General features: G+C 37.0%; 24 protein-coding genes. 6 read left to right on the top strand and 18 right to left on the bottom strand.

Annotated features, from left to right (window positions below):
• Positions 1-2 precede the first annotated feature (2 nt).
• Complete coding sequence (locus AC3WV0_RS07205; RefSeq protein ID WP_089998154.1) at positions 3-881, bottom strand: NifU family protein; 879 nt, start codon at positions 879-881, stop codon at positions 3-5.
• A 149-nt stretch (positions 882-1,030) separates the two neighbouring features.
• Here AC3WV0_RS07205 and AC3WV0_RS07210 point away from each other — a divergent pair, with 149 nt between their 5' ends.
• Positions 1,031-1,567, top strand: a complete 537-nt coding sequence (locus tag AC3WV0_RS07210; RefSeq protein WP_312903069.1) for a gamma carbonic anhydrase family protein — start codon at positions 1,031-1,033, stop codon at positions 1,565-1,567.
• Between the two features lie 133 nt (positions 1,568-1,700).
• On the opposite strand, the gene AC3WV0_RS07215 is transcribed toward AC3WV0_RS07210, so the two are convergent.
• Positions 1,701-2,129 (bottom strand): hypothetical protein, encoded by a 429-nt coding sequence (locus AC3WV0_RS07215; RefSeq protein ID WP_488845257.1) that lies wholly within the window; start codon positions 2,127-2,129, stop codon positions 1,701-1,703.
• Between the two features lie 89 nt (positions 2,130-2,218).
• Between AC3WV0_RS07215 and AC3WV0_RS07220 the strand changes: the two genes are divergently transcribed.
• The 4 genes from AC3WV0_RS07220 (at position 2,219) to ribB (ending at position 7,129) form a co-directional block, all read left to right on the top strand.
• Positions 2,219-4,348, top strand: coding sequence for a helix-turn-helix domain-containing protein (locus tag AC3WV0_RS07220; protein ID WP_488845259.1), 2,130 nt, complete (start codon positions 2,219-2,221; stop codon positions 4,346-4,348).
• Between the two features lie 62 nt (positions 4,349-4,410).
• Positions 4,411-4,776: a hypothetical protein gene (locus AC3WV0_RS07225; RefSeq protein ID WP_488845261.1), complete on the top strand. Its 366-nt coding sequence runs from the start codon at positions 4,411-4,413 to the stop codon at positions 4,774-4,776.
• Between the two features lie 161 nt (positions 4,777-4,937).
• Entirely contained in the window at positions 4,938-5,942 is a 1,005-nt protein-coding gene (locus tag AC3WV0_RS07230) for an LLM class flavin-dependent oxidoreductase (RefSeq protein WP_488845263.1), read from the top strand.
• A gap of 65 nt (positions 5,943-6,007) precedes the next feature.
• On the top strand, positions 6,008-7,129 hold the full coding sequence (gene ribB, locus AC3WV0_RS07235) for a 3,4-dihydroxy-2-butanone-4-phosphate synthase (protein WP_488845265.1): 1,122 nt from the start codon (positions 6,008-6,010) through the stop codon (positions 7,127-7,129).
• A gap of 194 nt (positions 7,130-7,323) precedes the next feature.
• Here the strand turns inward: ribB and fmt are convergent, their stop codons facing one another.
• The 7 genes from fmt to folK all read right to left on the bottom strand — a co-directional run bounded on the left by fmt (position 7,324) and on the right by folK (position 15,003).
• Positions 7,324-8,271 (bottom strand): methionyl-tRNA formyltransferase, encoded by a 948-nt coding sequence (gene fmt / locus AC3WV0_RS07240; protein ID WP_488845267.1) that lies wholly within the window; start codon positions 8,269-8,271, stop codon positions 7,324-7,326.
• 299 nt (positions 8,272-8,570) lie between these two features.
• On the bottom strand, positions 8,571-10,472 hold the full coding sequence (locus AC3WV0_RS07245) for a RecQ family ATP-dependent DNA helicase (RefSeq protein ID WP_488845269.1): 1,902 nt from the start codon (positions 10,470-10,472) through the stop codon (positions 8,571-8,573).
• Between the two features lie 87 nt (positions 10,473-10,559).
• Positions 10,560-11,141, bottom strand: a complete 582-nt coding sequence (locus tag AC3WV0_RS07250; protein ID WP_488845271.1) for a transposase — start codon at positions 11,139-11,141, stop codon at positions 10,560-10,562.
• 40 nt (positions 11,142-11,181) lie between these two features.
• The gene (locus tag AC3WV0_RS07255; RefSeq protein ID WP_488845273.1) at positions 11,182-11,775 is read right to left on the bottom strand and encodes a hypothetical protein; all 594 of its coding nucleotides are present in this window, start codon (positions 11,773-11,775) and stop codon (positions 11,182-11,184) included.
• Between the two features lie 181 nt (positions 11,776-11,956).
• Positions 11,957-13,423: an OmpA family protein gene (locus AC3WV0_RS07260; RefSeq protein WP_488845275.1), complete on the bottom strand. Its 1,467-nt coding sequence runs from the start codon at positions 13,421-13,423 to the stop codon at positions 11,957-11,959.
• 28 nt (positions 13,424-13,451) lie between these two features.
• On the bottom strand, positions 13,452-14,564 hold the full coding sequence (locus AC3WV0_RS07265; RefSeq protein ID WP_488845276.1) for an OmpA family protein: 1,113 nt from the start codon (positions 14,562-14,564) through the stop codon (positions 13,452-13,454).
• A gap of 19 nt (positions 14,565-14,583) precedes the next feature.
• Positions 14,584-15,003: a 2-amino-4-hydroxy-6-hydroxymethyldihydropteridine diphosphokinase gene (folK, locus tag AC3WV0_RS07270; protein ID WP_488845278.1), complete on the bottom strand. Its 420-nt coding sequence runs from the start codon at positions 15,001-15,003 to the stop codon at positions 14,584-14,586.
• 20 nt (positions 15,004-15,023) lie between these two features.
• Here folK and sppA point away from each other — a divergent pair, with 20 nt between their 5' ends.
• Complete coding sequence (gene sppA / locus AC3WV0_RS07275) at positions 15,024-16,781, top strand: signal peptide peptidase SppA (protein WP_488845280.1); 1,758 nt, start codon at positions 15,024-15,026, stop codon at positions 16,779-16,781.
• Positions 16,782-16,851: 70 nt separating this feature from the next.
• On the opposite strand, the gene AC3WV0_RS07280 is transcribed toward sppA, so the two are convergent.
• The 9 genes from AC3WV0_RS07280 to AC3WV0_RS07320 form a co-directional block, all read right to left on the bottom strand.
• Positions 16,852-17,115, bottom strand: a complete 264-nt coding sequence (locus AC3WV0_RS07280; RefSeq protein WP_488845282.1) for a GlsB/YeaQ/YmgE family stress response membrane protein — start codon at positions 17,113-17,115, stop codon at positions 16,852-16,854.
• A 47-nt stretch (positions 17,116-17,162) separates the two neighbouring features.
• On the bottom strand, positions 17,163-18,116 hold the full coding sequence (gene ftsY, locus AC3WV0_RS07285; protein WP_066440877.1) for a signal recognition particle-docking protein FtsY: 954 nt from the start codon (positions 18,114-18,116) through the stop codon (positions 17,163-17,165).
• Between the two features lie 191 nt (positions 18,117-18,307).
• On the bottom strand, positions 18,308-18,460 hold the full coding sequence (locus AC3WV0_RS07290; protein ID WP_002976755.1) for a DUF4295 domain-containing protein: 153 nt from the start codon (positions 18,458-18,460) through the stop codon (positions 18,308-18,310).
• A gap of 20 nt (positions 18,461-18,480) precedes the next feature.
• Positions 18,481-18,663 carry a 50S ribosomal protein L33 gene (gene rpmG, locus AC3WV0_RS07295; RefSeq protein ID WP_027379950.1) on the bottom strand — a complete coding sequence of 61 codons (183 nt, stop codon included), beginning with the start codon at positions 18,661-18,663 and terminating at the stop codon, positions 18,481-18,483.
• 7 nt (positions 18,664-18,670) lie between these two features.
• Entirely contained in the window at positions 18,671-18,910 is a 240-nt protein-coding gene (rpmB, locus tag AC3WV0_RS07300) for a 50S ribosomal protein L28 (protein ID WP_029294538.1), read from the bottom strand.
• A 154-nt stretch (positions 18,911-19,064) separates the two neighbouring features.
• On the bottom strand, positions 19,065-20,699 hold the full coding sequence (gene lnt / locus AC3WV0_RS07305) for an apolipoprotein N-acyltransferase (RefSeq protein WP_488845284.1): 1,635 nt from the start codon (positions 20,697-20,699) through the stop codon (positions 19,065-19,067).
• A 103-nt stretch (positions 20,700-20,802) separates the two neighbouring features.
• On the bottom strand, positions 20,803-21,606 hold the full coding sequence (gene proC / locus AC3WV0_RS07310; protein ID WP_488845286.1) for a pyrroline-5-carboxylate reductase: 804 nt from the start codon (positions 21,604-21,606) through the stop codon (positions 20,803-20,805).
• 67 nt (positions 21,607-21,673) lie between these two features.
• Positions 21,674-22,693 carry a UDP-N-acetylmuramate dehydrogenase gene (murB, locus tag AC3WV0_RS07315; RefSeq protein ID WP_488845364.1) on the bottom strand — a complete coding sequence of 340 codons (1,020 nt, stop codon included), beginning with the start codon at positions 22,691-22,693 and terminating at the stop codon, positions 21,674-21,676.
• 104 nt (positions 22,694-22,797) lie between these two features.
• Positions 22,798-24,003: a pyridoxal phosphate-dependent aminotransferase gene (locus AC3WV0_RS07320; RefSeq protein WP_488845288.1), complete on the bottom strand. Its 1,206-nt coding sequence runs from the start codon at positions 24,001-24,003 to the stop codon at positions 22,798-22,800.
• Positions 24,004-24,060 lie beyond the last annotated feature (57 nt).

Below are 24,060 nucleotides of genomic sequence, written 5' to 3' on the forward strand. Positions count from 1 at the left end.
GATTATCCGTTCACGGCTTCTACACGTTCTACCAAGTCGGGAACGAATTGTTTTAAAATATTTTCAATTCCGTTTTTTAAAGTAGCGGTAGAGCTCGGGCATCCTGAGCATGCGCCTTGTAAAAGCATTTTTGCCGTTTTATTTTCCTGGTCGTATTCCATGAGGGAAATTTTTCCACCGTCATTTTCTACGGCAGGAGCAACGTATTCATTCAGGATATCTGAAATTTTCTGCTCGTCTTCCGTATAATCTCTGTTGATGATCTTTTCTACAGGATTTTCATGTTTCTGCGCTTCAATATTCGAAATTTGTCCACCATTCTGAAGATATTCTGCAATCAGTGCACGTACGGTCATCATCACCTGGTGCCATTCTACGGAATTATCTCTTGTTACGGCAACAAAATTATCAGAAATGAAAACTTCTTTGGCAAAATCAAATTCTTTAAAAACGGCCTGCGCCAAAGGAACACCTTCTGCGGCATCTCTTGATTTTACTTCTACAAAACCTTCCAGTAATAATTTATTGGAAACGAATTTCATCACATTAGGATTCGGGGTCATTTCCGCATAAATCTGATACAGCTCTTTTTTCTTCTGAAGATAAATTCTCGGGTTGGCAAGAAGCTCGTCTTCAATTACATTTTTAAGGCTTTCCGCTACATGTTCCCATTCTATGGTGTCCTGTTTTGCAACCGCTACAAAATTTGCCGTAATAAAAATTCTTTCTACAAACGGATAATTAAAAAGTTCCTGTGCCAAAGGGATTTCGGAAATATCTGAATCTCTGTCCAGCTCCAGTGACCCGGGGATGAGGTTGTAATCCGCAACAAATTTCATCACTTTCGGGTTTTCAGTTGGCTCTATAAGTATAGTATGCATTTTTTCTTTAAATTTGAGATACAAAAATACGCAATTAGGAGTAGAAGTAAGGGGGTTGGAAGTTAGATTTTTGCTATCAGCATGATTTAGAAATAATGAATGGTAAAAATTAATTAAAATCACTTATTATCAATTTTCAAATTAAACATATGGCACTTATAAAAGAACTTTTAGGTAAATCACCACAAATAGGAGAGAACACATTTTTGGCGGAAACCGCTACGATTATAGGGGACGTAACTATGGGAACAGACTGCAGCATATGGTACAATGCAGTAATTCGTGGTGACGTTCACTATATTAAAATGGGAAATAAAGTGAATGTTCAGGACAACGCGATGTTGCATTGCACCTATCAGAAACATCCTTTAAATATCGGGAATAATGTTTCAATTGGTCATAATGCGATCGTTCACGGATGTACAATTAAAGATAATGTGCTGATCGGCATGGGGGCAATTGTAATGGACGATTGTCTTGTTGAAGAAAATTCAATTGTCGGAGCGGGTTCTGTTGTTACACAGGGAACACATATAAAATCTGGCGAAGTTTGGGGCGGAGTACCTGCCAGAAAAATCAAAGATATTAATTCCCAGCTGCTGGAAGGGGAGGTCAACAGGATTGCTGATAATTATGTAAAATATTCCTCATGGTATAAGGAAAATGTAAAACACGTGGAAGGATAGTTAGTCAAGAGTGAATAGTGAATGGTGAAATGTAAATTTACTTTATCTTTATAAATTAACCTTTAGCAATTCACCATTGACTTAAAACTTATAAAAAAATCTTGCCCAATGGAGCAAGATTTTTTTATAAGTTTTAAGAATTCACCAGTTCAGCTTTTCCGTTGACACATTTGATAGAAGTTGGGGGCATGATCATCATACAGTCAGACATGATTCCGTATTTTTGATTGAATGCTTTCACCTTCTCGGTGTAGTCGTTTATTTTAGCTAAAATTGAAGTTTCCAGTTTTTTAGGATACGCAATATACAATTGTGGTCCTCCACATGCTTTTGCACCCATCGGCGCAAACGTCCATTCAGCGGGATCTGTACATTTTTCTTTTGAAATTTCAGACTCTATGGAAGCTTTTAATTTATCCAGCTGGGCCTGTTCATATTTCTGATTATTCTCATCTGCCGGACGCTCGGAAATGTCTTTCGGCAAATTGGCATCCGTGTTTTTTGTAGAAGAACATGAGGCTGTGAACAGCGCTGCACATAAGATGAATACAGGGATTTTCATAAGTTGTTTTTCTCTCGTTATGTTGAAGAATTTTCAAAAGTTGTGCCAAGGTAAGGATTTGAATTTCATTTTCCGTAATTTTGGCGGCGATGAATAATGATTTTTTTGACTTAATAGAACATACCAACCGGAGCGTATTTTTAACGGGGAAAGCAGGAACAGGAAAGACTACTTTTCTCAATGATTTTGTAAAACGCACCCATAAAAAACACATTGTTGTTGCGCCCACCGGGATTGCAGCCATCAATGCAGGCGGCGTTACCATTCATTCAATGTTTGGGCTGCCGCTGCGAACCTTTCTGCCCACCACAGACCGCATCGATACGAGTATGGCTAATAATATTGCCGATCTGATGCCGCATTTTAAATACCGGAAAGATAAGCTGAAGCTCTTACGAGAAGTAGAAATCATTATTATCGATGAGGTGTCAATGCTGCGTGCGGATGTTCTGGATATGATGGATTTTTCATTAAGGTTTATCAGAAGGAATAATCAACGTTTTGGAGGAGTACAGATGCTTTTTATCGGAGATCTGTATCAGCTTCCGCCGGTGGTGAGGGACGAACACATCTTAAAAATCTGCTATAATTCACCTTTCTTTTTTGACAGTCATGCGATTAAGGAAATCCCTTTGATCACGATTGAGCTGACCAAGGTTTACCGTCAGTCTGATGAAGATTTTCTCGCCATCTTAAATGCGATCCGTGATGGTGACGTAGCCAATATCGATTTTGATCATTTAAATGAAAGATACGATCCTGATTTTGAAATGGGAGAGGAGCCGTATGTTTATCTCTGTTCTCACAACAAAATGGCAGACGATATAAATCAGGAGAAACTTGACGAATTAAAGGCAAGTTCTAAAACCTATGAGGCTAAGCTTTTTGGTGAATTTAAAGAAAACCAATTTCCGAATGAACAATTTTTAGACCTGAAAATTGGAGCCCAGATCATGTTTATCCGAAATGATATTTCAGGAGAAAAGAAATATTTTAACGGAAAGTTAGGTGAGATTTCTGCATTGGATGAAAATGAAATTAAAGTCATCCTTGACGGCAGCGAAAGGGAAATCACGGTAAAAAGAGAAGTCTGGGAACAGAAGAAATATTTCCTGGACACGGATAAAAATATCAAAGAAGAGGTATTGGGAAGCTTCGAGCAGTTTCCGATAAAGCTTGCATGGGCGGTTACAATTCATAAAAGTCAGGGACTTACTTTTGACCGGGTGATTATTGATGCCGGAAAAAGTTTTACGGCCGGACAGGTGTATGTGGCACTGTCACGTTGCCGTACACTGGAAGGGATTGTATTAAAATCGAAGATTACGCCTGAAGTTATTTTTAAAGACAACAGAATTCTGCATTTTCATTCTGATACGGTTGCCAACGATAAGGTAGAAGCTATTTTAAATAATGAAAAGTATGATTACAGCATCAGGAAAGTGCTTCGTACGGTAGATTCTCAATGGCTTTTGAAAGAGGTGGAAGACTGGAATAAGCTCTCTGTAGCGACTAAAAGTATCGATCATCTTAAGACAAAACAATTGTATAACCAGCTAAAACCTGAAATTGTAAACTTAGGAAAGATCTTCGAAAAATTAGAAAGGGTAATTTCGCAAAAGGTTAATAATTTTATCGAAAAGAAAGAAGAATGGTCTGAAATAGAAAGCAAAACCAAAGGGGCTGTCAATTTCTTTTTTACCGAAATAAGGGATAAAGTTTTCAGTCCGCTGAAAGATTTTTATGCTGAAATTAAAGGAACTAAAGGCTTAAAACAATATAACGAAGAATTCAGGGTGTGGCTGGAGGATATTGAGGAATATTTAAACAGTTTAAAAGAAATTCACCTGCTGGAAACCAAGCTTCTGGATGAAAAAAATAACCAGGAAGTGAGTATGAAAATTGCGAAAGTGCCATCGCAGGTTCTCACCTTTCAGTTGTTTGAACAGGGGAAAACCATTTCAGAAATTGCTTTGGAGAGAGGCCTTGTGAAAGAAACCGTGATCGGACATCTTGCAAAATTTGCTGAGCAGGGATTACTGGATATTTCAAGGGTGATTACTTCTGATAAAATTAAAGCTTTTGAAGATGTATTTAAAACTAATCCCAAAGAAACGCTGACAGAATGGAAAAATGCATTACCCAGTGATTTCGAATTTAATGAAATCAGGATTCTGATTAATCATTTTAATTATCAAAAGGAAAAGGGTAAAGTTTAAATTACTACTGATTTAATATATTAACAATCAAATAATTTGTATTTTTATAATAAATAATAATTATGAAATACTTATTTACTTTTTTTCTTTTATTCTTCCTTAGTTCTGATAAAAAGGATGATTTTGATTATAATATATTAATTGGTTCATGGTCTCAGGATTTTTTCGCCAATACAACTTCAACAGGAATTTTTACCTTTAAAAAAGACAGTACCGCAACCCTGGAAATGAGAAACGGAAAAACCAAAGCACTGATTGGCGGTATGCAGGGAACTTATAAGATTGAAAGGTCTAATAAAATCATTAAAATTACAATGTTTGGCCAGGAAAAATCTTTTGAGATCGAAGAGCTTAACAATGATTATATTGTGCTTCAAAATAAAAAAGATCTGAAACAGAAGATGAGTTTTAAACGCTTTAAAGATTAAAATGACTTAATAATAAGAAGAGTTTAATTTTATCATTGTAAAATTTTTTCCATAGCTTTTCCCTGAATTCATCGATAAGCCTTATCAATTACAAAAAGTAACTAATGCAAATAATATGTTTTAAATTTGTTCGGTCTTAAAAGACTATAAATTTAAAAATTATGCAAAATTTTGAAATATCCGTGCTGGATCTTGCGCCCGTAAAACAGGAAAAGACCATTCACAACACTTTTCAGGACAGTTTGTCTCTGGCAAATCATACTGAAAATCTTGATTATAAAAGATTCTGGCTTGCTGAGCATCATAATATGGAAAGCATTGCCAGTTCGGCCACTTCAGTTCTTATCGGATTTATCGCCAACGGAACCAAAAAAATCAGAGTAGGATCAGGAGGGATCATGCTTCCTAATCACAGCTCTTTAGTCATTGCCGAACAATTCGGTACCCTGGAATCTCTTTTCCCGGGAAGAATTGATCTGGGACTGGGCAGAGCTCCCGGAACCGACGGTCTTACGGCGCAGGCTTTAGGAAGAAATCCGGCAATTATCAATCAGCAGTTTCCAAGACAGATTTTAGAATTACAGAAATATTTTTCGAAAGAAAATCGCGATGCTTTAGTGCGTGCTATTCCCGGTGAAGGGCTAGATATTCCTTTGTATATATTGGGATCCAGCACTGATAGCGCTTTTCTGGCTGCGGAACTTGGACTTCCTTACGCATTTGCCGGGCATTTCGCTCCTGAGCAGATGGAGATGGCTTTCAATATCTACAGACAGAATTTTGAACCTTCAAAATATTCAGACGAACCTTATATTATTGCCTGTGTCAATGGGGTAGCGGCAGAAACTTCCGAAGAAGCACATAAAATTTCTACCACTTTATTCCAGGCATTTATCAATATCATCCGAAACGACAGAAAACCTTTTGCTCCTCCGGTTGATCATATGGATGACATCTGGTCGCCTATGGAAAAATCGATGGTTATGCAAAAATTACGTTATACTTTAATTGGAGATCAGTCTGAAATTGAAGATCAGCTTCGAAGCTTCCAGGAGAAATTTAATGTAAATGAACTGATGATCAATTCTCATATTTACGACCACCAGAAAAGGCTTGATTCCTATACCATTTTCAGAAAAGCAAAAGACGCGATATTCAAAATATAACAAACCCTTATCATAATTGGGAGATGCTTATTTTATGAGTATCTTTGCAAAAATTTAAAGTAAAAATGTCTGATATTAAATTAAATACTATTCCGGAGGCTATTGAAGACCTTAAAAATGGTAAAATAATCATAGTAGTAGATGATGAAGACAGAGAGAATGAAGGTGATTTTCTTTGTGCCGCTGAGCTAACGACACCAGAAATTATCAATTTTATGGCGCTTCACGGCAGAGGACTGATCTGTATGCCGCTTCCTGAAAAAAGATGTGATGAGCTTGGACTTGAAGTAATGGTAAGCCGCAGCAGCGATCCTAAGGAAACAGCTTTTACCGTATCAGTTGACCTTCTCGGAAATGGTACTTCTACAGGGATTTCTGCAGCGGACAGAGCGAAAACGATTTTAGCTTTAATGGATGAAAAATCGAAGCCGACGGATTTCATGAGACCGGGGCATATTTTCCCGCTTCGTGCAAAAAAAGGAGGCGTTCTGAAAAGAGCCGGCCACACGGAAGCTGCCATTGATCTTACTTGCCTTGCAGGTTTAAAAGAAGGTGGTGTGATCTGTGAAATTATGAATGAAGACGGTTCTATGTCCCGTTTGCCGGAACTGTATGCCTTTGCACAGAAACATGATATGAAAATTGTTTCTATCGAAGATCTGATTCATTATCAGCTTAAAAAAGGCAACCTTATTGAAAGAATTGAAGAAAGAAAAGTAAAAACTGCTTATGGTGATTACGAATTTTATGCCTTCAGGGAAACTTCAAACGATCAGATTCATTTTGCTTTAACGAAAGGTACATGGACGGTGGATGAGCCGGTTTTGGTTAGAGTACAGTCTTCCGACTCGTATTTTGACGTGCTGACAAGATTAAATAATGGTGAAAAACCTTTGCTGGAGAAAGTAACCAATATGGTGAACGAAGCAGGAAAAGGAGCGATTATTTTCATTAATAATGTTTCTAATTCTGAAAACACCTTAAGAAAGCTTCAGCAGTTCCTGAATTATCAGGATGGGCAGGTTCAGCATCCTACTTTAGCGTATAATTACAGAGATTACGGGATCGGAACTCAGATTCTTAAAAATCTCGGAATCAATAAATTTAAAGTAATCACTCAAAATACCAATATTAAACCTCAGGTTGGCGGTTATGATGTTGAGGTAACGGAGATGGTGCAGCTTTAAAAGTGAATGGTGAGTGGTCAATTCGCTATGCTTGTCGATTTTACCAGCGGCTTAAGGTAGGCAGTTTGATTTAAAATAAAATTCAGTGAAGAATATAAAATAATAAACTGTTTATATAGGCTAATTATTAAAATTGACTATTTACTTGTGAAGCAAAATTCACTATTGACAATAAAAAATGGCTTGAGAAATACTCAAGCCATTTTTATTTCGTCAAAACTTCTGAACCCGTTCAGGAAGTCTTTGATATTCATTCTTTTCTTTCCTTCAAGCTGCAATTCCAAAGGATAATAAATTCCGTCCTGAGTGTATATTTTAAACTCATTCTTTGAAATATCCAATGTTCCGGCAACCTTATCATGATTTGAAACTTCAAATTTACCACCGAAAATTTTCAGTCCTTTTTCTTCTTCACCAATTTTCAATGTTGTGAAAGCCGCAGGATAAGGTGACATTCCCAAAATAAACTGATGCACTTCTTTTGACTTTCGGGACCAATCTATTCTGGTATCCTCTTTAAATATTTTGTACGCATTTTTAGGCTGCTCAACTTGTGGCTGGGGTTTTTCAGTAATGGTATTTTCGGCCAGTCCGTCAAGTGTTTTTACGACGAGTTTAGCGCCCATTTCCATCAAACGGTCATGAAGACTTCCTGCGTTTTCATCAGGTAAAATAGACAATTCTTCCTGAAGCAGAATATTTCCTTCATCAATTTTCTCGTTAATAAAAAACGTCGTAGCGCCGGTTTTTTCTTCCCCGTTGATCACGGCGTAATTGATAGGAGCAGCTCCTCTGTAATCCGGGAGCAGTGAAGCATGAAGATTAAAAGTTCCCATTCTTGGCATTTCAAAAAGTACTTTCGGCATCATTCTGAAAGCGACTACTACAAAAATATCGGCATTCAGCTTTCTCAATTCTTCCAGAAAGTCAGGATTTCTTAATTTTTCGGGTTGAAAAACAGGAATATTATTTTCTACGGCGAAAATTTTCACCGGCGACTGATTGATTTTTTGTCCGCGCCCGCTTGCCTTGTCTGCTACGGTTACGACGCCGACCACTTCATGATGAGAATGATGAATGGCTTCCAAAGAAGTTTTGGCAAACTCCGGAGTACCTAAAAAAACGACTCTTAATGATTTCATGTTGCAAAGATAAGGTCTTTATCAAATGATTAAAAGATTTAGAATCTGTTTAAATCTATAATTTATTTTTAACATTAAGAAATTAAGCCCCCTTTAGCTTAAAAAACTTAATAAAAATCAATTAATTGATTAAGTCTAACTCGCTAAAATTCTTAAGGCTAAATTGAAGAATAAACAAAGTTTATTTAATTTAGAAAATTAAGAAAAAACTATAAAAAATTTATTTAGTAAAATTTAAACATTCTTTTAAAAATTAAATAAAAATTTATTAAACCTCTTATCCATAATTATTACTCATATTAAGCAATCGCATACGTTCTGAAATTCAACATTTTTACTTTTCCGGAATCTAACAGGTAAATAAGATTTTCCAAAATGTTTTCTTTGGACTGATAGTTTAGCTGAATGGATAACTCTTCAATGGTGCAAGCTTTTTTAGCCAGTATATTCATAATTTCCCCTGAAATATTCTTTCCGAAAATGGATTGCTTGTTTTTTTCACAAACGGAACATTTTCCACAGTTTTTAGATTTTTTTTCACCGAAGTAAGTAAGAATAAGCTTCATTTTACAATAGCTGTTATCTTCGATGTAAAATTTCATTTCTTCCCATTTCTGTATTTTATTTTTCTGAATATGCTCAAAAAGCTTCCAGTATTGAGAATTGTTAAGTCTTTCATCACGGGGCTTTAAAAATTTAATGCTGGATAAAGCGCCATCCACATATTCCACATAGCCTTTCTTTTGAAGTTCTTTTAATCTTTCTTTTATTAAGTGAACGCTTACGCCAATCTTATTGCTTACCTGCTGCTCGCTGAACATTACTTTATGCGTAGTGATTCCGGAAATAGTTCGGAGCATCAATTCAATAAAATACGAATCTTTATGAGGAAGCTGATCAATTTCGTCTGCCTGCATCAAAAGTTGCAGAGAAGACAGGCTTTTATGATCATTGAAATAAATAATTTCCTGATTATGAAGGAAGTTCAAGACATTCTTAATCTTCGCTGAAGACAATTTGGTGAAATTTTGAATCCCGCCAAGGCTGAGCTGGAAAACCTTTTCTGGCAACTCAAACTCTGCAACCTGAAAGATAGAGTAGAGGTAAGTAAGAATTCTTAAAAATTCAGCTTTATTGGGAGTTTGGTTTTTTAAAATATCATCAAAATTTGAAAGTTCCTGCTTGTCCCAAAGCAAAAAGGCAAAGCTTTCCTGTCCGTCTCTTCCGGATCTTCCGATTTCCTGGTAATAATTTTCAATGGAAGGAGCAGGAGAATAGTGAATTACGAATCGAACATTGTCTTTGTCGATCCCCATTCCGAATGCGTTAGTGGAAATTAAAACCTGACTGTCACTGTTATTCCAGATCATCTGTTTCGCATTCTTTTCCTTTGCTGTAAGGCCTGCGTGGAAAAAGTCTACATTTTTTAACTGATTTCTTTTGAGAAATTCACACAGAAGTTCAGCTTCCCGGCGGGTTCTTACATAAACAATTCCCGATTCGCGGGTAAACTTTAAAATGTCATAAACCTTCTGAAATTTATCTGAAACTTCTTCAGTAAAAATTCTGATATTATCACGTTTAAAACTTTTCTGAAATACCTGCGGATTTTTAAGTTCAAGTTTTGCTTTGATTTCTTCCAGCACTTTCGGAGTAGCGGTTGCTGTTAAGGCCAGACACGGAATTTTCGGATTATTTTTCCTGAATTCTTTAATATTCTGATAGCTCGGCCTGAAATCCTGACCCCACTCAGAAATACAGTGTGCCTCATCCACCGCAATAAATGATAACTGAATCTCCTCAATATTCTGAAGAAATTGCTTGTTGGTCAATCTTTCAGGAGAGATGTACAGCATTTTTGTTAAACCTTCCTTGCAGCGGTCGTAGATACCTTCAGCGTCGTATTCATCAAGTTCCGACGATAGATATTCTGCTTCAATTCCTCTTGATTTTAACTGGCTTACCTGATCTTTCATTAATGCTAGAAGTGGAGATATAATAAGACATGTTCCTTCTTTTAATAAGGCAGGAAGCTGATAGCAAAGAGACTTTCCCGCACCCGTTGGTAGGAGGACTAAGGTATCTTTTTCGTTGATAACAGAATCAATAATAGCCTCCTGGGCGTCGCGAAAAGTATCGTAACCCCAAAAATATTTTAAGGTTTTAAATTTTAATTCTTGAAAATCTTGGTGAGAAATCATGGGATAAAATTAATGAAACTTAGTTGACAAAAAAAGCCACGCATAGCGTAGTCATGGTCGGAAGAAATTCCGGCCATATTTTTGTGTTTATGTTTTGAAAACCTTGGCAGGATCACCTCCTGCAAAAAGGATTAGAATGGCAGTAATCATATCTCGAAGCTCCATTGTAATCCGCCTTTTTGCGGTTTTGTAGCCTAAATTATTTGCTTTTTTGTAAATCAGCAGTAGCATAGAAGCAATCATTGTCATGTAGACCATCACCTGAATTCCGTTTTTATTCAGCGACACCAGATGGCTTAAATTCAGCTCTTGTTTCATAAACCTGAAGAACACTTCAATATCCCATCTTTTACGGTAATAGTCCGATATTTCTTTGGCAGAAAGTTCAAACTCGTTGGTTATAAACCAAAATTCCTTACAGGTTTTCTCATTTTTAATAACCACCAATCGAAAATCTGTCTCCACTTTTTCTTCCCGATGATGTATATTTCCACGTTTGTTTTGGATGGGTTTCCCGGTGTACAACTTCACTTTACTGTCTTTAATAACTTTCCAGTCATCCCATTTTAGAGGGTTTCCTGTTTCAAGAAAAGACTCAGTCTCTTCAAATTTTCTGTTTTCTTTGGAACGGATAATAAATTTCAAATTCTTTTCTCCAAAATCTTTCATCGTTCTTGTAGACTGCAGCCCTCTGTCTATGACGTAAATATTATCGTGGCTCTTCTTTTTTTACCTGGCTGAGAATAGCCGCAGCGAGCGCATTGTCTTCTGCAGAGTATTTTTGTCCCGTAAAAATCTCTACTGCCGAGGGTAAAACTCCATCAAAAGAAAAACTGAATTTTACCAATTTTTTACCGTTTTTCTGATCGATGCCTTCCTTAAGCTTATTGCAGGTATCGGCAACAATAGTACTGTCAACCCGGATTAAGTTATATTTTTCGATTTCGGCCCTGGAATAAAGTTCCGAAAATTTTCCGTACATCTGTTCATAGATTTCTTTGAAATAATTAGAATCGATTTTTGAAAGTCGCTCTGAAATCGAACTCCTACGGACTTTTTCCTCTTCTCCTAAACCAAATAATGCTTTAAATCCGCTGCTGTTAAAAGTATCTTCCAAAGTTCTCTGGCTTAATTTTTCATTATCAAAGATGCAAAATAAAAGCAGGTAAAACATTTTTTTACCATGCAGAACCTTGCTGTAGTGATCTACTTTGGTACTTGCCGAGAGATGGGCTAAAAGAGCTTCGGGAATAAATTCTAAAACATCTTTAAGAGCTATTTTATGATCTTTAAAAACTGACATAAACAATTGATTATCAGCTATAAAGATACGAAAATAAATTCTAAAACGCAAGTTAAATAATTGATAATCAAATAATTAAATTACTTTTTCTCAGGATAAAAAACTAAAAAAGTCGGAAGAATTTTTCTTCCGACCATGACTACGCATAGCGTGACTTTTCATATTATTTCTAAAACTACTGTTATTTTGCTTCAAAATAAACTCTTCGGTTAGCTCTGTTCTTCCATTCCGGACATTTTGTAGCTGGGTTACATTCAGGATATTTCAGGTCTTTTTCACCTCTTCCTACCGCATTTAATTTATCCGACTGAACGCCATTTTTAATTAAATAATCTTTAACATTTTTTGCTCTTCTTTCAGACAATTTCTGGTTATAAGCTTCTGACGCTCTGGTGTCAGTTGTTCCGATTACCGTGTATGTTCCGTTGGAAGAGTTGATGTAATTAACGGCATTGTTCAAAATAGGGGTGTTTGAAGGCAAAATTTTATCTGAATTAAGATTAAACTCAATTCCTTCGAGCTTGGTTTCACTTTCGTCTACCAGGCCATCAGCTACAGGTGCCGATGTTACTACCGGGCATCCCTGATTTTCAACAGGTCCGGGAACTGTTACGCATTTATCATAAAGATCAATGATACCATCCAGGTCAGTGTCTAGCGCTACACCGGCACCGTCCACTCTTGCACCTGCAGGTGTATCAAGTTGTCTGTCCCAGTCGTCGCATACACCGTCATTATCAAGATCTCCTTTTTTACACACTTCAATATCCTGATTTTTATTACCTAATACATCAAGCTTATAATACATTTCCTGAAGCGGATCATGCCACATCAAGTGAGATTCATGCTTTCCTAATTTTAGTGAAACTCCTAGAGTTGCATTAAAGAAATTGTCGGAAACCTGCTCTTCTCGCTGATTGATCGTGCTGTATTTGTCACCGCCTCCGTCAAACTCGTCGCTACCGGTAATCACATACATTAATCTGCTTTCAATGTCAATTCTGTTGTTTACCTTGAATTTTAATCCTGCCCCCGCTTCGGCAAACATTGATTTCAGATTGAATGGTTTTACTTCAGAAACCATTCTGCTTCCCATTTCATCTTTCTGATATGCTCTGAATGCTAACGTTCCTAAACCTGCATAGCCGTGTAAGGCCCATCTGTAAGGAGAATGATTGTCTACTCTTCTGAACAGGTTTGAGAAGTTAATGTCTCCTAATAACGAAATCGCATCGTATTGGGTTCTTGCGCCCTCTTTTTGATTTACAGAAGCGTCTGCCGGTGCAGATTTTTTTGTGTTGAACCATCCTTGTCTTGTCTCTCCTCTATCGTATTGCAAGTTGATTCCAAAGGCATGGGTGATCGCTTTATCAATACTTACATAAGCAGAATATCCGAAAAGATTTTTACCATTACCGTTTTTTATTGAGGTGAGGTCGGCAGACTGAACCAATGGCACACCGGCACCAAACGAAATTGCCCAATCATTGAATCTTCTTGCTGTATTTGTAAACGGTGAAATATTGGCTGAACCTGAAGAGAATGTATTTGGATATATTGTTCCTGAATGAACTGCTATAGAGTCTTGTGCAAAGCTTAATGCAGGAGCTGATAATGCTAATGCTACAATTGCTAAACTTAATTTCATAATGTATTTTTTGTTTAATTAAAGATAATTATTTATTTGTTGGGCATCCTTGGTTTTCCACCGGTCCGGGAACCGTTACGCACTTATCATATAAATCGATAACGCCATCCAGGTCTATGTCTAAGGCAATACCGGCACCGTCAACTCTTGCCCCGGCCGGAGTATCAGGTTGTCTGTCCCAGTCGTCACAAACGCCATCATTATCCTTATCCCCTTTTTCACATACAATAAGTTCTGTACTTTTATTTTCCAAAACATTTGCTCTGTAATAGGCTTCCTGTAACGGATCATGCCATGCGAGATGAGTTGTGTGTTTTCCCAATTTGAAAGATAATCCCAGGTTGACCGTCCATACATTATCTGATCTTCTTTTATCGATCATATTATATTTAGGTATTTTTGAATTCGGATCATAATCTCCGGGATCTGCGTATCCTCCGCCGTCAAATTCATCATCCCCACTGATAATGTACATTGTTCTTGCTTCAACATCAATTAAGCTGGAAACATTGTATTTTACCCCAAGCCCAAACTGATAATATACCGAGTTGAGCCCCAGTTTCTGATTGATAAAAAGCGGAATTCTTCTTGGATTGGTGCTCCAACTATAATCTTTATTATCATGCAGTGATGTATTAAAGCTCATAAATCCCATTCCTGCATATCCATGCATTGCCCATCTGTAGGGTGAATGGTTGTCTACTCTCCTCAGAATGTTTGAGAAATTCACATCACCCATTAACGCAATCTGATTATACTTGGTTCTGGCTTCTGCCACTCCTGCGGCTATCCCTTCGGCACCTTCCAGCTGGCCTTTTTGCTTTGTCTCGCCTCGTTGATAGATCAGACTGATCCCTACAACATGATTGATTTGCTTGTCTAAACTTACATATGAATTGTAGCCCCAGTTGAATTTTTGGTCCGTGATTGATAGAAGGTCCGAATGAACCATAAAGGCAGCGCCTCCACCTATTGATACCGACCAATCGTTGAATCTTCTCGCTTTGTTGTTGAAGGATTGAACATTAGCAGAGCCTGAAGAAAATGTATTGGGATACATATCATTAGAAGTGACAGCAATACTATCTTGCGCATACGACACAATAGGCAATGCAGCCAATAATAACAAACTTAATTTCATACAAATATGTTTTTATGTTTTATAAGATAAAATCTTTTAATAATATTCTTGAAAATTCTCTCTCAGAAAGATGTTTTTGATGAGGGATTTGTAATCTTTCTGATATGAATTTTATTTCATTATATGTAACGATATCGATGTCAATAATCCTGTCGGTATAGCCTCCTGTTACGCTGGAATCGTTAGCTCTTCCCATTTCCGTTTCAATGCTTTTTATGAGGGTAAGAAGCTGAATCGGAGAAAGATGAGTGAATATTATTGCTGCAATATTACAAAAAATATTGGAACTAACAAATTCTACGGGTTCTGATGTAAGAAAATCACTTACCTTTACTATCTCATTTCCAGCGTATTTTATTTTATCCAAAGCAGTCTCCAAATTTTTTTTTTGATCTCCAAGATTACTTCCTAGTAACAAAACGACTTTATGGTGCGACATATTGTAAAATGATTGATTTTATGAAAAGCTTTTTTAAAAATGTACTGGCAAATATAGTGGCAATTGTCATATTATGTGTCGTGTTTTTCTTCTTTTTCATTATAATGCTGGTCTTTAGTGCCATGGGAAATGAAAAGTCTGTGGTCGTAAAAAAGAATTCCGTTCTCACGATTAATTTAAAAACCAATATCGTCGACAGTCCGACTGAAGAGCAGAGAGGATTGTTTAACATTAGTGATCAGAATAAAAATATCCTGATTTATGATGCTATCGAGGCTATTAATAAGGCTAAAACTGATGGTAATATTAAAGGAATCAGTATTGAAGCTGATTATCTCAATGCCGGGGTTACTCAAATTGATGATTTAAGAAATGCTATTGCAGATTTTAAGAAAAGCGGGAAATTTGTATATGCTTATGGAAATGCAGTTTCGCAGGCATCTTATTATTTGGGTTCTGTTGCCGATCAGTATTATCTTAATCCTGCAGGAATGATTGAGCTCAAAGGTCTTGCTACTGAAGTTACTTTTTTCAAAGATTTTGCCGATAAATACGGTATTGGTATTGAGGTGATCCGTCACGGAAAATTCAAATCTGCGGTTGAACCGTTTTTAAGAAATGATATTTCTCCGGAAAACAAAGAGCAGCTGAGCACACTTTTGAATGATATCTGGAAAAATACATCTTCAAAGATGGCTGCTTCCCGAAAAATTGATACCGCAGCCTTCAGAACTGTCGTTGATAGCCTCTACGGTATGATTCCGGAATTGGGATTGAAATACAAATTGGCTGATAAACTTATTCAGAAGACGGAATATGATCAGTTGATTAAATCAAAATTAAATGTAAAAGAGGATGAAAAATTAAATAAAATCTCTTTAGGAAAATATATTGCTTCCTATTCTGATAATGAAAATTCAGGAGATAAGGTGGCTGTTTTGTATGCTTCAGGATCGATTTATGGTGGAGACGAGTATGGCGACATTCACTCTGAAAAGTACATCAAATACATTAAAGATCTTCAGGAAAATGATAAAGTAAAAGCTGTCGTATTCCGGATTAATTCTCCGGGAGGAAGTGCCAATGCATCTGATGAGATTTTGTTTGAACTCCAGCAGTTAAAAAAGAAGAAGCCTTTGATCGTTTCTTTCGGTGATTATGCAGCCTCCGGAGGCTATTATATCGCGATGGCAGCAGATAAGATCTATTCTGAGCCTAATACACTTACAGGATCTATAGGTGTTTTCGGGGTGATTCCTTATTTTAAGGACATTGCCAACAAAAACGGTATCCGTTCCGATATTGTTTCTACTAATGCCAATTCGCAGTATTATTCTTCATTAAATGGTGTCACTCCTTACGGTGTAAGTCTCATCACCAGAAGTGTTGAAGGAACTTATAAAAGATTTGTACATTTTGTAACGAAAAACAGAAAACAAAGTTTTGAACAAATTGATAATATCGGTGGAGGAAGAGTATGGAGCGGAACCAGAGCGAAACAAATAGGACTTGTCGATGAACTGGGAACTTTAAATGATGCTGTAAAATTTGCAGCTCAAAAAGCAGGTTTAAAATCTTATGCAGTAGCATCCTATCCGAAGAGCATGACCCCATTCGAGCAGATATTCAAAGACTTGAATCAGGATGAAATTTCCGAAAGAGTAATTAAGAACAAGATCGGCAAATCAAATTACGAGATTCTTCAGCAGATTACTGAAAAGAGAAAGCTTCAGTCTGAAATAAAAATGGAAATGCCTTACCAGATTAAAATTAACTAAATTATATTGTTATAAAAGAAGCGGCGGATTTGAAATTTCAAATCCGCCGCTTTAATTTTTTATTGTACAGTTAAGCTCTCCTGGTGGTCAGCATTCCGTAAATCCACAGAACAATCAAAGCTCCTCCAATGGCTAGAATCCAGCTTCTGAAATTCCAGAAAGAATCTACATCTCCCCAGTGTAGTACATATACGCCGATTGCTCCTCCGATAAAAGCGCCAATAATACCTAGAATCATAGTGATAAGCATTCCGCCTCCCTGTTTTCCTGGCATAATCGCTTTAGCTAGTGCTCCGGCTAATAGCCCGAAAATAATCCATGTTAAAAATCCCATAGTTGCATTTTTTAATGTTAATATTTGATGATTTGATTCAAAAAGATTTATCTCTTCTTGAAAAAAGAATCTACAAACTCTGTACCATTAAATAATTGCAAATCCTGCATCTTTTCTCCAACGCCGATATATTTTACAGGAATCTGGAACTGATCTGAAATACCAATAACAACGCCTCCTTTTGCTGTTCCGTCAAGTTTGGTGACTGCCAACGCATTGACTTCTGTAGCAGCCGTAAACTGTTTGGCCTGCTCGAAAGCATTCTGGCCGGTAGAACCGTCGAGAACTAATAAAACTTCGTGTGGCGCGTCGGGAATTACTTTTTGCATCACTCTTTTAATTTTTGAAAGTTCATTCATCAGGTTAATCTTGTTGTGAAGTCTTCCTGCTGTATCAATGATGACCACATCTGCATTCTGTGCAACGGCACTTTGTACGGTATCAAAGGCTACAGACGCCGGATCTGAGCCCATTTCCTGCTTTACAATAGGAACGCCCACTCTCTGGCTCCAGATCACCAACTGGTCAACTGCTGCAGCACGGAAAGTATCTGCGGCACCCAATACCACTTTCTTGCCTTCAGATGTGAATTGATGGGCGAGTTTCCCAATAGTTGTGGTTTTTCCTACACCATTTACGCCCACTACCATAATTACATAAGGTTTTTTGGAGGTATCAATATTTCCTGTTCCTGCATGAGGGTTTTCAAGCAGTAATCCTGAAATTTCTTCACGAAGGATTTTATCCAATTCGTTTACACTTACATATTTATCTCTTGCGACACGCTCTTCAATTCTTTCTATGATTTTGATGGTTGTAGATGCACCGACATCAGAAGCAATAAGTATTTCTTCAAGGTCATCCAGGACCTCATCGTCTACCTTGCTTTTACCGACTACGGCTTTTGTCATTTTTTCGAAAAAACCCTGGCTGGATTTTTCCAATCCTTTATCTAAGGTTTCTTTCTCTTCTTTTTTAAAAATTTTTTTAAACCAACTCATCTTATGAATTACGGAATTTAATTAATGAAGGAAGTTAGCTCATGAAAGCTTGAAGTACTCAATCTTGTTTTATATTTTCATGATTAAACTTCCGGCATCCAGCTTCTGACTTCCAGCTAGATTAAAAACAAAGATAACAAAAAAACTACCCAAAAGATGAGTAGTTTTTTATATTGTAAATAAAGTGTAGATTATTTTTTCAAATAACCATCTACTTCGTCTGCATTCATTACTTTTTCTTCGAAAACGTAAGCTCCTGATTTAGAAGACTTCACCATTTTCACCACTTTAGTCATCTTTTTAGACTGACCGCTTTGTAGGGTTGCTACTACTTTCTTTGCCATGGTAAATTATATTTTAATAATTACTTGATTTCTTTGTGAACGGTTACTTTCTTAAGAACAGGATTGTATTTTTTCAATTCCAATCTTTCAGTGGTGTTCTTTTTATTCTTTGTAGAAATGTATCTAGACATTCCTGGCATACCGCTTTCTTTATGCTCTGTACATTCAAGGATTACTTGAACTCTGTTTCCTTTTTTTGCCATGATTTAATTACTTTTTAATCAATCCGTTTCTAGTTGCTCTTTCCAGAGCTTCCTCGATTCCAATCTTGTTAATCACTCTCAATCCATGAGCTGATACTTTCAGTGTTACGTGCTTATCTTGCTCCGGAAGGTAAAACTTCTTCTCCAATAAGTTAATTTCAAAACGACGCTTCGTTTTGTTATTAGCGTGAGAAACGTTGTTACCAACCATTGCACGCTTTCCTGTTATTTGGCAAATTCTTGACATATCTCGATGTTCTTATTTGTACTATAATATTTGAGAGTGCAAAATAACGAAGAATTTTTTAGATAGACAAATCTTTTAGGAAATTATTTACAATAAACTTTCAAATATTAGCTTCAAATAACCTCCCTCTTTCTTTATCCAACTTCCTGTCTTTCTAGCTTTTCTTTGTTCTTGCCTGAAACCTTTTAATTAAAAAATAAAACAACAGAAATCCCAAGGCAAAAATTGAAAATCTTGAAAGCAGATCTCCTGCTCTTGTATAAAAAGTCATCTGATCGTAAAGGTTTACTTTTGCAAATAAGGCTGTTTTATCTCCGTAAAAAGTATCTTCAATGATTTCTCCTCTGGCATCGATATGAGCCGAAATTCCGCTGTTGGCAGCCCTTGCAATTTCTCTTCTGGTTTCAATCGCACGCAGTCTTGCATAAGAAAGCAGCTGTCTGTGACCTTCGGAAACACCCCACCAGGAATCATTCGTCATAATGGCTAGAAAATTTGCGCCTTTTTTTACGTAATCCCCTGTGAATTCACCGTAAATGCTTTCATAGCAGATGATTGGCGCCATTTTTCCTTTATTGAAAGGATTGGCAAATGCAACTCTTTCTTTATCCGTTCCAAGAGATGCAACGGTTCCTCCCAGATTCAGCATGGCATCTCCCAGAAGTGGCTTTAAATAATTCATATAAGGGAATATTTCAACGCCGGGAACCAGCTTTCCTTTGTGGTAAACCTCAACATTACGGTTGGGAATAACCTGAACGGCAGAATTGAAGCTTTCCACCCACAACCCCGGATTCAATTGATAAGCTTCTTTCGGAAGGTTTTCTTCGGAAGTATAAAATTTGTGCGAAGAAATTCCTGTTGCGAATACAGAACCCGGATGTTTTGTTAAAAATGTTTTAAGATTATTTAAAATCACGCTTTTTTCAAAAGATCTTTCGGAAATCGAACCTCTGCCGGGAAGGGCGGTTTCGGGAGCAATATAATAATCTATTTTTCCTTTTGAGTTTTTTTCGGCCAGATCCAAAAGATCATTTTCAATGACCAGGCTGTCTTTGGAATATTTTTCCGCGTAAGGATCAAGGTCAGGCTGAAGCATCAGGACATTTACGCTTCCGATTGGTTTTTCATTAAAGCTATTGTATCTCACAACTGAAATGATCATCGGGATAATGATTAAAGTTGCAACGATTGATGTATTTTTGATCAGATCTTTTCTTTTTCTTCCGGCCTGCCAGATTCTTATGGTGTAAAAGATTAAAATATTGATCAATAATACCCAGAAGCTTCCGCCGGTAGCGCCCAGCGTGTCATACCATTGAATCAGTTTTGGATATTCTGAAAATGCATTCCCAAGATTCAGCCAGGGCCAGGTAAATTCCCAGCTCAAATGAAATTTTTCAAAACTCATCCATATGGCGATGAAAAACGCTAATCCCCAATATGTTCCCTGCGCATTTTTGTACCAATGATAACATTGAAATACTAAAGAATAAAGAAGTGAATTAACCAGTACCGGGAATACAACGGCTAATATCGAGTGGCTTCCATCCGGGTTTTTTGCTCCGTACAACCATCCGGTCGTTACAACGTTCCAGATGACAAAGCATACATAGGAAAGCCCGAAAACCACCCAGCTTTTTCTCTTATACTCTGAAAATTTTGAAACACCGTGCTCCATCATCAAAAGAGGAACGAGGGCAAAGAATATAAAAAACGGAACCCCGTAAGTAGGCCATGATATCGACAGCAGCATTGCTGAAATGAGCGTAAGTAAAACGTATTTCATTCAATTGATTTAACATACAAATTTAAGGCTTTTGAAATGAAAAGAAATGCAATTGATGTTAAAGAAATCTTATAAAATTCTATTATTTTACAGTATTCAATAATTATCCGTTCAGTTCTTTTGCGCGGTTTTCTGCATTCAGGATTCCGCTTTTCAGGATTTCTTTCAGGTTGTTTTCGTTAAATGTTTTAAGTGCAGCTTCTGTTGTGCCGCCTTTTGATGCGACATCTTTAATCAGTTCCTCCAGGCTTTTATCTGAATTATTAATCAGATGATAGGCCCCCAACATGGTTTGTTGTACAAAAAGTTTTGATAGATTTTCATCAATTCCCATTTCAATACCTGCTTTGATCATGGCATCAACAATATAATAAAAATAGGCAGGTCCGCTTCCCGAAAGGGCGGTAACGCCGTCTAAAAGGTCTTCATTTTCTAGATAGACAGATCTACCGGTTGAGTTTAGTAATCTTTCGATATTGATGAGCTGGCTGAAAGAAACTCCTTCCGCGGAAGTATAACCGGTAATTCCCATTCCGAGAAGAGTGGGGGAATTAGGCATTGCTCGTACAACCAGTGGATGATTTAATAGTTTTTGAATTTTTTCAATTTTAATTCCTGCCATGATAGATAATACCATTTGATTTTCCTTCAGCTGAAACCGGAAGTTTTCAGAGAGATATTGGAAATCTTGTGGCTTTACAGCGATGATGATCAGATCTGCATCAATATCATTGACTTGATCAAAAGTCGAAATTTTAGACTTGGGAAATTCTTTCGAAATCTCGGAAAATTTGGATTCATTTCTGGTAATCAGATGAAGATTTTCCGGCTTTATCAGTTCATATTTTAAAAATGATTTAGAAAAAGATAAGCCCATTTTTCCGGCTCCGAGAATAGCTATTTTCATGTTTTTATGTGTTTTTATGATAACTTTGTCAAAGTTCAGATCTTTGACAAAGTTTTTACTGTTTATTTTAAATAATATTTACTTCTCTTTCAAGCTCAATACCAAATTTTTCATGTACAGAATCAATTATTTTTGTTGAAAAATCATAAATTTCCTGCCCTGTCGCTTCTCCTGTCGCATTGATGATAACCAGCGCCTGTAATTTGTGGGAGGCAACATTTCCTATTTGTTTTCCTTTCCAGCCACATTGCTCGATAAGCCAGCCTGCCGGAACTTTTACAAAATCTCCATTCGCATATCCCGGAATATTTTCAAATTTTTGCTGAAGCTCTTCAAATTGAGTCAAAAGAATGGTTGGGTTTTTAAAAAAGCTTCCCGCGTTTCCGATTTCCTTTGGGTCCGGTAATTTGCTTTTTCTGATGTTGATAACTGCTTTGGAAATATCCTGAATGGTTGGGTTTTCTATACCTAAATTTTCCAGTTCAGACGTTATGGCGCCATATTCTGTTTTGATATGATGATCTTTTCTGGTTAATTTAAAAGTAACTTCTAAAATCACATATTTTCCTTTTCCTTCCTGCTTAAAAACAGAATCCCTGTAGCCGAATCTACATTGCTCCAAGTTGAACGTTTCCAGTTGAAGATTCTCAAGATTAAGAACGGTGCAGTTCACGAAAGTATCTTTTATTTCAGTACCGTAAGCCCCGATATTCTGCATAGGCGATGTTCCGACATTTCCAGGGATTAAAGAAAGATTTTCCAGTCCGCCATAATTTTTATTCAGGCAAAACATCACAAATTCATTCCAGTTTTCCCCAGCTTTTGCGGTAACCAATACTTCATTGTCATTAATGAAATCTTCGTGAATTCCTTTGAGATTAAGCTGGATAGCCAGTCCATCGAAATCTTTTGTCAGTAAAATATTGCTTCCACCGCCTAAAAACAACAAAGGTAAAGTGCTGGTTTTTGAATAATTCAGCGCTTCGATTAATTCTTCTGTAGAATGAACTTCAGTAAAGTATCTGGCCTTTACATCAACGCCGAATGTGTTATAGCGTTTTAATGAAAAATTTTCGTGCATTTGTATTATTTAAACAAATTCGTTTATCTAATTTAAATAAAATATCAGCAATAAAAGTGCGGAAAGAATATCTCCACCAAATTTATTGCTGATAGATTATTGATTCCAGACTAAAGACTGAATTCTACTTTATATTGTTGAAGCGCATCTTTCAGGATAGCAGCACTTCTTTTCAGATCTTCTTCTTTTAAAACGTATGCGATTCTTACCTGTTTTTTACCAAGCTCAGGATTGCTGTAAAATCCTCCGGCAGGCGCTACCATAATCGTTTCATTCTGATTCGAATATTTTTCAAGAAGCCATTGTGCAAACTTTTCTGTATCATCTACAGGAAGTTCAGCAACACAGTAGAAAGCCCCTTTCGGTTTCGGGCATATCACTCCGGGAATGGCATTTAAAAGATCCACCAGAATATTTCTTCGGTGCGTATATTCTTCTCTTACGGCTCTGATGTACGCCTGGTCGTCCTGGTGAGCAGCAGTTGCAGCAATCTGTCCCAAAAGAACCGGGCTCAGTCTTGCCTGCGCGAAAAGCATGGCCGCATCATGGATTTTTTTAGAACGGGTAATCATACATCCGATTCTTACGCCGCACATTGAGTAACGTTTTGATTCAGAGTCTATAATGATACAGTTTTCTGCAAGTTCAGGAAAAGCCAGCATGGAAATCTGCTGTTTGCCATCGTATACATATTCTCTGTAAACTTCGTCTGAAATAACGACGATGTCATATTTTAAAGCAATTTCTGCCAGCTTCTGAAGCTCTTCACGGGTGTAGAGATATCCTGTAGGATTTCCGGGGTTACAGATGACGATTGCTCTTGTTTTTTCGGTGATTTTTTTCTCAAATTCTTCAATCGGAGGAAGGGCAAAACCGGTGTCTATTGTTGAAGGAATGGCTACCACATTTACATTGAACGTACTTGTAAAGCCGTTATAATTAGCGTAATAAGGTTCAGGAATGATCACTTCATCTCCGTCATCGCACAGCGTGGAAATAGCGAAATTCAAAGCTTCGGAACCTCCGTTGGTCACGATGAAATTATCTGTTGTAAGGTCGTTAAAACCTAACGAATGATAATATTCTGTTAATGCTTTTCTGTAGTCCAGATTACCTTCAGAAAGCGCATATTCCAATACTTTCAGATCGATATTTTTTAAAGCATTCAGTGCCGTTTCCGGAGTTTCGATATCGGGCTGCCCGATGTTCAAATGATAGACTTTTATTCCTCTTTGTTTGGCTGCAAGGGCAAAAGGAACCAGTTTTCTTACCGGCGAAGGCGGCATATGCAGTGCTCTGTTTGAAATATTCGGCATTGTTCAAAAAATTTGTATGGCAAAAATAGGATTTAATTTTCCAATATTAAAATTAAG

It is taken from the genome of Chryseobacterium sp. 27AL (assembly GCF_057815395.1).